Origin of the sequence: Streptomyces fructofermentans (assembly GCF_014651055.1) — a bacterium.
GTDB lineage: Bacteria > Actinomycetota > Actinomycetes > Streptomycetales > Streptomycetaceae > Streptomyces > Streptomyces fructofermentans.
The window spans coordinates 270435-281908 of the sequence record NZ_BMWD01000002.1; the positions used below are offsets into that span (position 1 = coordinate 270435).

General features: G+C 74.5%; 7 protein-coding genes. All 7 read right to left on the bottom strand.

Annotated elements, in window-relative coordinates:
• Window positions 1–3: 3 nt before the first annotated feature.
• The 7 genes from hypE to IE265_RS04215 all read right to left on the bottom strand — a co-directional run bounded on the left by hypE (window position 4) and on the right by IE265_RS04215 (window position 10938).
• A complete protein-coding gene (hypE, locus tag IE265_RS04185; RefSeq protein ID WP_190033935.1) occupies window positions 4–1029 on the bottom strand; it encodes a hydrogenase expression/formation protein HypE in 1026 nt (341 codons plus the stop codon).
• 77 nt (window positions 1030–1106) lie between these two features.
• Window positions 1107–1694, bottom strand: coding sequence for a cysteine hydrolase family protein (locus tag IE265_RS04190; protein ID WP_190033936.1), 588 nt, complete (start codon window positions 1692–1694; stop codon window positions 1107–1109).
• Window positions 1695–1820: 126 nt separating this feature from the next.
• Window positions 1821–3350 carry a condensation domain-containing protein gene (locus IE265_RS04195; RefSeq protein ID WP_190033937.1) on the bottom strand — a complete coding sequence of 510 codons (1530 nt, stop codon included), beginning with the start codon at window positions 3348–3350 and terminating at the stop codon, window positions 1821–1823.
• A 136-nt stretch (window positions 3351–3486) separates the two neighbouring features.
• On the bottom strand, window positions 3487–6450 hold the full coding sequence (locus tag IE265_RS04200; RefSeq protein ID WP_229916020.1) for a non-ribosomal peptide synthetase: 2964 nt from the start codon (window positions 6448–6450) through the stop codon (window positions 3487–3489).
• 23 nt (window positions 6451–6473) lie between these two features.
• Window positions 6474–7304, bottom strand: coding sequence for an SDR family oxidoreductase (locus IE265_RS04205; protein ID WP_190033938.1), 831 nt, complete (start codon window positions 7302–7304; stop codon window positions 6474–6476).
• Entirely contained in the window at window positions 7301–8014 is a 714-nt protein-coding gene (locus IE265_RS04210) for a thioesterase II family protein (RefSeq protein WP_190033939.1), read from the bottom strand. The genes IE265_RS04205 and IE265_RS04210 overlap by 4 nt, the downstream gene beginning before the upstream one ends.
• 26 nt (window positions 8015–8040) lie before the next feature.
• Window positions 8041–10938 carry a condensation domain-containing protein gene (locus tag IE265_RS04215; protein WP_190033940.1) on the bottom strand — a complete coding sequence of 966 codons (2898 nt, stop codon included), beginning with the start codon at window positions 10936–10938 and terminating at the stop codon, window positions 8041–8043.
• Window positions 10939–11474 lie beyond the last annotated feature (536 nt).

Sequence of the window (11474 nt, forward strand, 5' to 3'; positions counted from 1 at the left end):
CGATCAGCAGAGCCGCGGAAGTTCCGCGCCCTGCAGCTCTTCGATCTCGCTGACCTTGCCGTCCTCGCCGACCAGTTCGACGGCCTTGACGGCACGGTCGGTGACCTCGCCGATCACGACGGCCCGTTCGCCGTACGGATGCGCCCGGAGCGTCTTCAGTACGGAGTCGACGGAGTCGGGGTCGACGAACAGGGCGAGGCAGCCCTCGTTGGCGCAGTTGAGCGGATTGATGCCGAGCATGTCGGCGGCCATCCGCGTCTCGAAGTCGACCGGCAGCGCGGCGTCCTCGATGCGCAGGGTGCGGCCGAGCGCGGCCGCGTACTCGTGGAGCACGGCGGACAGTCCGCCGCGGGTGACGTCGCGCATGGAGCGCACGGCGTCCGCCGGTACCGCCTCCTCCAGGGCGTCGATCATCCCGTTGAGGGGGGCGCAGTCGCTGAGCACGTTCTTCTCGAAGCCCAGTCCCTCGCGCACGGACAGCAGGTGCACGGTGTGGTTGCCGATCGGTCCGCTGAGCACGATCCTGTCGCCGGCCCGCACGTCGGTCATGCGCTTCGGCGCCCGGTGGAAGACACCGATTCCCGTGGTGTTCAGGAAGATGCCGTCCGCCTCGCCCGGGCCGACCACCTTGGTGTCGCCGGCCACGATCTTGACCCCGGCCTCCTTCGCGGTGTCACGCAGGGAGACCAGCGCCTGGTGGAGCCGGCGGATCGGCAGCCCCGTCTCCAGGATCATCGCCAGGGTGAGGTAGAGGGGCTCCGCGCCGACCACGGCAAGGTCGTTGACCGTGCCGCAGACAGCGATCTTGCCGATGTCGCCGTTGCCGAAGAACGGCGGGTCGACGACGAAGGAGTCGGTGGTCATCGCGATGTTGCCGGCCGGGACCGGCAGCATCGCGCTGTCCTCCATCTCGCCGATGTAGACGTCGCCCAGCACACCCACCATGAACTCGACCAGTTCGCGGCTGAGCCGGGCTCCGGTCCCGTGGTCGAGAACGATCTGCTGGTCCAGAAAGGAATCCGTGGCCATGCGCAACGGGGCTCCCCTGTCGGTTCGAAGTGGATGGGGTGGCGGAAACGGGCCACCGGGGCCCGTTCCGGTTCGGGTCACGGGGTGCGGAACACCTTGCGCGGCAGCTCGCCGGTCTCGTCGAGCGTGCTGACGATCTCGGCGGACGGGGCGACGGTGGCGCAGTAGCCGTCCAGCCAGTCCAGGGCGCGGATCTTGTCGTGGTCGCGGGCGGAGACGACGCAGTCGCTCGGCACCCAGACGTTGTAGCCGCGGAAGAACGCGTCGGCCGCGGTGGTCTGCACGCAGATCTGGCCCTGCATGCCGGTCACGATGACCGTCTCGACGCCGAGCGCCTGGAGCTGCTCGTGCAGGTCGGTCTCGTAGAAGCCGCTGTCCTTGTTCTTCTCGATGAGGATGTCGGTCTCGTCGAGGAAGACCGGGAGGATCTCGGCGCCCTTGGTGCCCTTCTGGGCCGGCAGGCGGCCTCCCTCGTAGCGCTCGGCGACGAGGTCGTCCTCGCGGTTGATCAGCTGGAGGTGGACGACGTGGTGGCCGCGCTCGCGCATGTCGTTGAGGAAGCCGGAGAAGCCGGGGGTGGCCTCCTCGACGGCGTCGATGCGCTCCTGGTTCTTGTTGACCAGGTCGTACTGGAGGTCGTTGGTCAGAACGGCGACCTTGCTCATTCGTTGCTCCTTGACGCAGGGGAGTCGTGGCGGTGGCTCACGGCTCGTCGTCGTGCCGGTACTGAAGAAGATCTCTTCGCGGGGGCCCCGTCCGACAGTCAGGGGTTCTCCTGACCGGGTGGCCCCTCAGCCGAGGACGCGGCGGTCGGGGTGCCCGGTCAGCTCACCGACGAGGTCGTGGTAGTCCGCCACGAACCGCGCGACGCGCTCCTCGGAGAACCGGTCCAGGGCGAAGGCCGCCAGGCAGCGCGCGCTCCCGTCGCCGTGGCGCAGGCGCAGGCTGAGCGGGCGGGACACGTAGGGGTCCGGGGGCATGATCGGCTCGGCCCCCAACTCCCCCACGGTGACGGCGACATCGAATTCGCGCTCGGCGGTGAACTGCACGTGGAACAGCCGGTCCAGCAGCCCCGGGGTGTCCATGCGCGGTTCGAGCAGGTGCGGGGGAAGGTCGTGGTGGGCGAAGTCCAGGGCGGTGTCGTGGTGCACACGGTCGACGAGTTCGCCGAACGCGGGGTTGGCCGACAGGTCCGTCCTGACGACCACGTCGTTGGAGAAGTCGGCCACCAGGTCCTGGAGTTCGGTGCCGTCCCGGTAGGAGACGGGCACCCGGACGCTGATGTCCCGCTGCCCCGACTCCCTGGCCAGGAGTGCCTGGAAGGCGGCGAGGCCGACGGTGTGCAGGGTGGTGCGCCGGGCCCTGGCGAACTCCGTGAGCCGGCGGAGGACGTCCGCGGGCATCGGTACGTCCAGGAACCCTCCGAGCGCGGCGGGGCGGCCGGACGGAGCACGGTCCGTGGGCAGTTCGGCGGGCTCGGCGCCCGCGAGCCGCCGCAGCCAGTAGTCGCCCACCTCCGCTCCCCTGGGGCCCTCGGTGCGGGCGCGGTGCGCGGCGGCGAACTCGCCGTAACGCACGGGCAGTCGTGGCAGCGGGACCGTCGTGCCGGTGGTCCTGGCCAGGTAGAACGCGCTCAGGTCGCGGACCAGGACCTCCAGCGTGCGGCCGTCCCCGATGATGTGGTGCACCAGCAGGAAGGCGATGTGGTCGTCGGCGCCGAGCCGCAGCAGCCTCAGCCCGGCGAGCGGCCCTTCGGCCAGGTCCAGGGGCCGGTCGACCTCCTGCCGGGTGAACCGGCCGAAGTCCTCGATCGCCAGTCCGGTGACCGGGACCGGCAGTCGCAGGGACCCGGCGACCACCTGGTTCAGCCGGCCGTCCTCCTGCCGCAGTGTGCTGCGCAGGTTGTCATGGCGGGCCACGACGTCGTTCCAGGCGTCTTCGAGGGCCCCCGCGTCGAGCGGTCCGCGCAGCCGCAGTCCGCCGGTCAGCAGGGGCGGGGTGGAGCCCGGCCCACCGCGGAGCGACCGCCACATCCCCTCCTGGGCGAGCGAGGCCCGGAACCGCGTCGCGCCGTCCGGGCCCGCGAGGGAGCCGTCGGCGGCGGCCCGGGACGGGGGGAGGGGGTGCGCGGCCGGGTCCGCGGCGCGGGCCGGTGACCCGGTGCCGGTCCGAGGGTCCTGGGCGCCGGTCCGGGAGTCGGTCCCGGGGCCGGCCTGTGGTCCGCCGCGGGGGCCGACCGCGGGTGCCCGCCCGCGCAGCAGGGCCGCTTCGAGCTGGGCGCGGGCGTGGTAGTCGTCCTTGGCCATCTGCGTTCCGGTCATCTCCGGTCGCCTCCGTTCGTCGGTCAAGGCGACCAGTTCCCGGACCAGGCACGGCAGTCGGGCGTTTCCCCCACGCGACGGTGCCGACCCCGTCCGGGGCCGCGCCTCCGGTGGGGGAAGCCCGCCTCCGCCCGCCTCAGCCCGCCGCGACGGGCCGCTCGGCCCGCAGGTCGGCGTACTCGGCCAGCAGTCCCGCGGTACGCAGCCGGTACACCTCGCGCACGCCCACCCGGACGTCCCGGTCGCGCAGGGTGTGCACGATCCGCAGGGCCAGCAGGGAGTTGCCGCCGAGGTCGAAGAAGTCGTCGGCCGCGGAGCAGTCGGTGCCCAGGACCTCGCGCCACGCGGCCAGCACGGTCCCCAGCGACGTCGCCCCCGCGGCCTCGGGAGCGTCGGCGGGTGCGCCGGGAGGGGGCGCGGACGCGACGGGTTCGTCCGGTGCGGGCAGCCCGACGACGTCGACCTTGCCGTTCACCGTGAGCGGCAGTTCGGGGACCGGTGTCAGCGTGCCCGGCATCATGTACTCGGGCAGCAGCCCCGCCGCGTACCCGCGGACCTCCGCCGGATCGGCGCCGTCCAGCACGACATAGGCGTCGAGGCGCTCGGTGGGTTCGTCCCCCGGCGTCCTGCCCAGCACCACGGCGGCCGCGCGTACGGCGTCGTGGCCGAGCAGCACATGGCGGATCTCGTCCAACTCGATCCGGTAGCCGCGCAGTTTGACCTGTGAGTCCAGTCGGCCCAGGTGCTCCAGGCCGCCGTCCGGAAGGAGCCTCCCCTTGTCCCCGCTGAGGTAGAGCCGGGTGCCGTCGTGCGCGTCGGTCACGAAGCGCCGGGCAGTGAGCCCGGGCCGGTTCAGGTAGTGCGCGGCGAGTCCGGCGCCGGCGACGGCGATCTCCCCGGCCGACCCGGGCGGCAGCAGCCGGCCCCGGTCGTCCACCACCCGTACGGACCAGCCGGGGATCGCCCGGCCCACGGAGCGGGTGGCCGCGAGGGCGTCCGCGCGGGTCACCGTCCGGGCCGTGACGTGCACCGTGGTCTCGGTGATGCCGAACATGTTCACCACGCGGCAGCGGGACTCCGGATGCGCGTCGAACCAGGGCAGGAGGCCGCGGGCGTCGAGGGGTTCCCCTCCGAAGACCACCAGCCGCAGGTCGGTCAGCCGGGCGTCGCCGCGTTCGAGCTCCAGCAGTCGCAGGAAGGCCGACGGCGTCTGGTTCAGCACCGTCACCCGCTCCCGTACGAGCAGGTCCCGGAAGTCGTCGGGCGAACGGCAGGTCCAGTACGGGACGACGACCAGGCGTCCGCCGGTGATCAGCGCGCCCCAGATCTCCCAGACGGAGAAGTCGAAGGCCGCGGAGTGGAACCAGGTCCAGGTGTCGGCCGGTCCCAGCCCGAAGTCCTCGGCGGTGGCGTCGAGCAGCGCGGCCACGTTGCGGTGCGGGACCACCACGCCCTTGGGGCGGCCGGTGGAACCTGAGGTGTAGATGACGTACGCCGGGTCGTCGGGCCCGACACCGGAGTCCGGTGGCACGGACGGCGCGTGCTCGGCCATGCGGCCCAGCCGGCCGAGCGGTACGGCCACTCCCTGCGCGAAGGCGTCGGCCGCACCGGCGCCCTCGTCGACGACGACGACCCCGAGGCCCGCGTCGTCGGCGGTGAAGGCGAGGCGGTCCTTGGGATGGGCCGGGTCGAGCGGCACGTACGTGGCGCCCGCCATGAGCACGCCGAGCAGCACGACCACCAGGTCGGCGGTGCGTTCCAGGCAGACGCCGACACGGTCGCGCGGCGCGACTCCGAGTGAGCGCAGGGCGTGCGCGAGCCGTCCGGCCCGGTCGGTGAGGTCCCGGTAGCCGACCTCGGTGCCGCCGTCGGTCAGGGCGACGCCGAGGGGTGCGGCCGCGGCGCGGGCCAGGACGAGTTCGTGGATCGGCGCCGCGGCGGCCCGGCCGCCGCCCTCCGTGCGCCCGAGTGCCAGGACCCGGTCACGTTCCTCCGGGTCGAGCAGGGGCACGTCGGCCAGCGCGCGTCGCTGGTCCCCTCCGGCGAGTTCGCCGACGACATGGACGAGATGGCGGACGACGGCACGCGCGCGCCACTCCGGTACGGCCGACGGCCTGTACCGGGCGAGCGCGGTGAGGCCTCCCTGCCCGTCGGGCTCGACGTGGACGGCGAGGCCGTGCCCGCCCGTCGGGGCGGGGCGGTGCCTGACGCGGGTGGCGGCGGGCACGTCCGTGTCGACCGTCAGGGCGAAGCGCGCCCCGGCCTCGTCGGGCGGGGTGGCGGCGGACGGGTGCGGTCCGGCCGCCGCGGCCCGGTACTCGGCGACGGACAGTCCCTCGTCGCGGCCGGGCACCCTGCTGGAGACCCGTCCGTCGGGACCGCGCACGTCGAGCACCGTCCGCCGCTCGTCGCAGGTGCGGGCGAGGACCAGTTCCAGGGCGCACGCCAGGTCGCGAGCCGACCCGGCCGACGGCGGCAGGTCCGGCAGCGCGAAGGAGAACTCGGCCGGGCCGGCGCCGTGCGCGTCGCCGGGGCTGTCCGGGGAACCGGTGGCCGAGCGGATGGACGGGGTACGCGGCCCGGCCCCGGGTGCGGCCACGCCTCCCCGGCCGGCGGACACGGTCGGGCCGTCCCCGCCGCCGGGCGCCACCGCGTCGCCGACCCTGCCCGCGTCACGGGACTCCTCCGCATCGCCGGAGGCCGCCGCGCCGCAGGACGGTTCCGCGCCCAGGGCCGCGACGGCGATCGCGGTGAGTCCCGTGCGGCCGACCCGGGCGGAGCGCGCCACGACGACGAGGTCGCGTACGCCGTCCTCGTACTCCAGCAGGGTGAGACGGACGGGCGAGGTGCCCGACTCGGCGACGGGGATGCGCAGTTCGCGGTCCCGGCGCCGGTCTGCGAGCGCGCCTCCCGACGGCCCGGCCACCGGCTCGCACCAGAGCCGCAGGGGCCCGCCGCCGAGAAGGCGCGGATCGGCGTCCAGTGCCTCGGACAGGGCGCGCCGGCATGCTCGCGCGTCGGTGCCCGCGGGCACCCGGTGGACGTCGCCGTGGCAGGCCGTCCCGATGGGGTCGTCGGACGTTCCCGTATGTGCTGACACTTCTGCTCTCCAGGCTCGGGGGGTCAGCGGGCGCTGTAGCCGCCGTCGACGCTGATCACGGAACCCGTGGCGCGGCGGGACTCGTCGGAGGCCAGCCATACGGCGGCGGCCGCCACGTCCTCCGCCTCCACCAGGGCGTTCATGGGCTGCTGGGTGATGAACGCGGCTTCGTGGTCCGCCGGTTCGATGCCGATGCTGCGGCCGATCTCGGCGAGCATCCGCCCCTCGGTGGCCTCCGCGTCGCGCACCGACCCCGGGCAGACGGCGTTGACCCGTACCCGGTAGGGCGCGTAGTCCAGGGCCGCGGCCCGGGTGAGACCCACGAGTCCGTGCTTGGACGCCACGTACGCGGCGAAGTTCCGGTAGCCGACCAGTCCCGCGGTGGAGGCGATGTTCACGATGCTGCCGCCGCGGCGGTCGGCCATCGCCGCTCCGACCGCCTTCGTCATCCGCCACGGGCCGCCGAGGTTGACGTCCATCATCACGGCCCACTCGTCCTCGGTGACCTCGTGGACGATCTTTCCCGAAGGTCCCGCGACACCCGCGTTGTTGACCAGGACGTCGATCCGCCCGAAGCGCTCCACGGCCTGCTCGGCGACCCGCTCCGCGTCCTGCGCGGCACGTACGTCGGCGACGGCCGTCAGCACCGGGGCGCCCAGTTCCCGGCACATCCGCGCGGTGTGGTCGAGTTGGCTGGTGGAGGCCATCGGATAGGGCACGCCGGTGATGTCGGCGGCGATGTCCACCAGGACGAGGGCGGCCTGCTGGGCGGCGAACGCCGTCGCCACCGCGCGTCCGATGCCCCGGCCCGCGCCGGTCACGACCGCGACCTTGCCGGCGAGGCGGTCGCTCATGCGAGGGCCTTCGTCCCGTTCAGTTCCGCCGAGAGCAGGTCGAGCAGCGCGGGCCAGGCCTCCACGAGGTACATGTGCCCGCCGTCGATCTCGGCGGTGCGGAAGCGGCCGGTGGTGATCTGCCGCCAGGCGTCGGCCGCCTCGGCGGACACCACGTCGTCGTCGGCGCCGCGCACCGAGATCACGGGCACGTTCAGCGGCTCGGCCGCGTCGAACACATGGCCCTCGTGCATGGCGACGTCCGCCCTCAGCGGCGGCAGCAGCAGTTCGCGCAACTCGGGCTCGTCCAGAGCGGGATGGCGGTACCCCGAGATCCGCTGCACGCCCGCGACGAACTCGTCGTCGGGCAGGCCGGTGATCCGTCCCGCGCGCGGCACACCGGGTCGGGTGGCGCCGCTGGCGACCAGGGTGAGGTCGGTGCCGGGGGCGCGGGCGGCCAGCGCCCGCACGGTCTCGTACGCGAGGAGGGCACCGAAGCTGTGGCCGAGGACCGCGACGCGTTCGGCGCCCGCGACCGCCTCCAGCAGCTCGGGGACGATGGTCCGCAGCAGGGAGTCCAGGTCCTCGCACTCCGGTTCGGCGAACCTCTTCTCCCTGCCGGGGATCTCGACCGGGACGACCCTCAGTCCGGGGTGCCGCCCGACCCAGGGCCGGAAGAATCCGGCTCCCGCCCCGGCGGGCGGGAAGCACAGAAGGGTGGTGCTCGACATGTCTCTCCATTCCACGTCGTGGCCGGTCATGACGCGACCAGCCGCTGTAGGACCTTCCAGGCGACCTCGGCGACGGTGAAGTCGGCGTACAGGTCGCGGACGGCGATGTCCGCCCCGAACTCCTCGCGGAGCCGGGCCGCCAGCCGTACGGCGGTAAGTGACTGGCCGCCGAGATCGAAGAAGTTGTCGTACGCGCCGACCCGCTCCACGCCGAGCAGTTCCGCCCAGATCCGGGCGATCTCCTCCTCGAACGGGGTACGCGGGGCCACGTATCCGGCGGCTTCCGGCTCGGGTCCCCGGTCCGGCAGCGGGAGCGCCGCCTGGTCGGGCGCCCCCGCCGCGGTACGCGGGATCGACTCGACCGGCACCACGGCGGTTGGCAGCCAGGCGGCCGGCAGCCGGTCCCGCAGGCGGGCCAGCAGGCCCGCCGGGTCCGGGGCCTCCCCCGGCCCTGCGACCGTGTAGGCCACGGCGGCGGGGCGGCCCCCGGGCAGCGCGCGGACCAGCACGGCGCAGTCCGCGACGCCCGGCTCCGCGGACAGCGTCCGCCCGGTCTCCGCCGGGTCGACCCGCAGTCCTCCCCCGGTCAGCAGGCCGTCCTCGCGGCCCGCGCGTTCCACCGTCCCGTCGGCCAGTCGGCGCGCCCGCTCCCCCGTCCTGAACAGGCGCCCGCCGGCGCGGGTGCCGTGCGGGTCGGGAAGGAAGGACGTGGCGGTGAGGCCGGGCCTGCCGGCGTATCCGTGGCTCAGCGCCGGGCCCGCGAGATACAGCTCGCCCGTCACCCCGACCGGGACGGGTTCGAGACCGCCGTCGAGTACGAGGGCCTCCGGCACCGGGCCCCGGTCCGCCCCGTCGACGGTGACTCCCCCGGCGGACTCGGGCAGTGCCGCGTCCACTCGTGCCTCGGCCGCTCCGGCGCGCTCGTCCCCGGGCGCTCCGTCGAGGACGAGCGTGCCGCCGCCGGTCAGCACCGGCACGAGCTGCCGGAGCACCTGCTCGGGGGACGACGACGTCGTCGCCCAGCGGGTGCCGGGCCGCAGGCCGGTGGACGCCGCAGTGTCACGGGCCGCGGTGAGCAGCGCGCCGTGGGCGAGGGCTGCCAGGGCGTGTCCGCCGCCGCCCAGGGCCGTCCAGTTCAGCAGGGCCGTGCCCGCCGTGACGGCGGGGTCGGCTCCTGCGGAGCCCCCGGCGGTCCGGAGGGTGACCGGCGCAACGGTGTCCGGGACGGTGGGACCGGGCGCGGCGTCGAGGACCAGTGCGGCGCGCGACTGCTCCACGAGGGCGCCGAGCACCCCGGCGGGCAGGGCGGGGTCCAGCGGAAGGCAGCAGCCGCCCGCCTTGAGGGCGGCCAGGGCGGCAACGGCGAGCGCGGCCGAGGGCTTCGCCGCCAGGGCGACCACCGTGCCGGGCCGCACACCCGCCTCCCGCATCCGCACGGCCAGTGCGCAGGCGCGTTCGTGGAGTTCCGCGTAGGTCAGCCGTCCCTCGGCGTCCACCACCGCGGGCGTGTCCGGGGTCTTCGCCGCCCATGCCTCGACCGCCGTATGGACGTGCCCCTCGACCGGCTCCGCCGACGGGGTGCTCCAGGCCGTCAGGAGCGTGTGCCGTTCCTCGGCGGACAGCAGGGGGACGCGCGACAGCGGCAGCGCGGGCCGGGCGGTGACGCTCTCCAGCACCGTGCGGAAGTGTCCCGCGAGGCGCTCGGCGGTGGCCGGGTCGAACAGGTCGGCGCCGTACTGGAGCACCACGTGGTGGCCGTCGTCACCGGGGCGCACATCGAGGATCAGGTCCGCCTTGGAGGACCCCGTGTCGACGTGGACCATCTCGAAGGACAGGCCCGCCGCCTCCCACCGGGAGGGCGTCCTGGCCTGGAGCACCAGCATCACGTGTGCCCCGTGCGCCTGTGTGCCGGAGCCCTGCTGCCGCAGCAGGTCCACGGCCTGCTCGTAGGGCAGCTCCTGGTGCTTGTAGGCGTCGAGGCAGGCCGTCCGCACCCGCGCGAGCAGTTCCGTGAAGTCCGGGTCGCCGGACAGGTCGGTGCGCAGCAGCAGCGGATTGACGAAATAGCCGATGAGCCCTTCGAGTTCGGGCCGGGTGCGGCCGGAGACCGGCGAGGTCAGGGTGATGTCGTGCTGCCCGCAGTAGCGGGAGAGCAGCGCGCAGAAGGCGGCCGTCAGCACCATGAACGGCGTGGCGTTGTTCCTGCGGGCCGTCGACTCGAGCCGCGCCACCAGGGCTGCCGGGAGGTCGAAGTGGTGGGTGCCGCCCCGGTCCGTGGGCGCGTCGGGGCGCGGGCGGTCGGTCGGCAGCCGGAGCGGTTCGGCTCCCGCGAGTACCCGCGACCAGTGGCCGGTGAGTCCGCGGAGTTCGTCACCACGCAGCCTGTCGCGCTGCCAGGCCGCGAAGTCGGCGTACTGGATGGGGAGTTCGGGGAGCACTGGCGGGCGACCGGCGCGGTGCGCCTCGTACGCGGCGGTCAGCTCCTGGAAGAGGATGCCGGAGGAGACGCCGTCGGTGACGATGTGGTGCATCACCAGCAGCGCGACATGGTGGTCCTCGCCGAGCCGCAGCAGGCGCAGCCGAAGCAGCGGGCCCCGGCGCAGGTCGAACGGCGCCTCCAGCTCGGCCCTGGCCGTCTCCTCGAACTCCTCGGGCCGGCAGTCGAGTACGGGGACCTTCAGCGGCGGCATCGGGCCGATCACCTGGACGGGGTCGCCGTCGTCGAGGTCGAAGACGGTGCGCAGTGCCTCGTGGCGCTCCACCACGGTGTTGAGGGCGCGCTCCAGGACCGGGATGTCCAGCGGTCCGCGCAGCCGCACCGCCGCGGTGACGTTGTACGCCGACTGGCCGGGGTCGATCTCGTTCTGCAGCCACAGGCTCTGCTGCGCGAACGAGGTGTCGACCACCAGGGGTTCTTCGGTCATCGGCGTCCGTCCTCCTAGGGCGTGACTGGCAGGGCGCGAGGGATCGGCGGGAGGTGTCCCGCCCGGCGCGGCGCGCGGCGGGGCCGCCTTCCCACGGCCAGCGGTGCGGGTGGCGGCCCGGGTGGCGGTGCGGGTGGCGGTGCGGTGATGGGCCGGCCGGCCGGGGGTGCGGCGGTTGAGCAGTCCGGCGGCCGGTGGTGCGGGGGTTGAGCAGTCGGGCGGCCGGTGGTGCGGGGGTTGAGCAGTCGGGCGGCCGGTGGTGCGGGGTCGAGCGGTGCGGCGGTCCGGTGGTCCGGGGGTGCGGGGGTCGAGCGGTCCGGTGGCACACCGTGCCCGGGCGCCCGTGCAAGGGGCGGGGCCGGGCACCGTGCCTCGGGTGCAGGTTCGGGGACGGGGACGGGGACGGGGGTTCGGGGACGGGGACGGGGGTGCGGGGACGGGTGCGGGTGTCCACCCGCTCCGGCGCGGCGGCCGCCGGACGGGCGCCGGGCCGGCAGCCCGGCGGCCGGCGCGCGGCCGGGTCCGGCCGCCGGGGC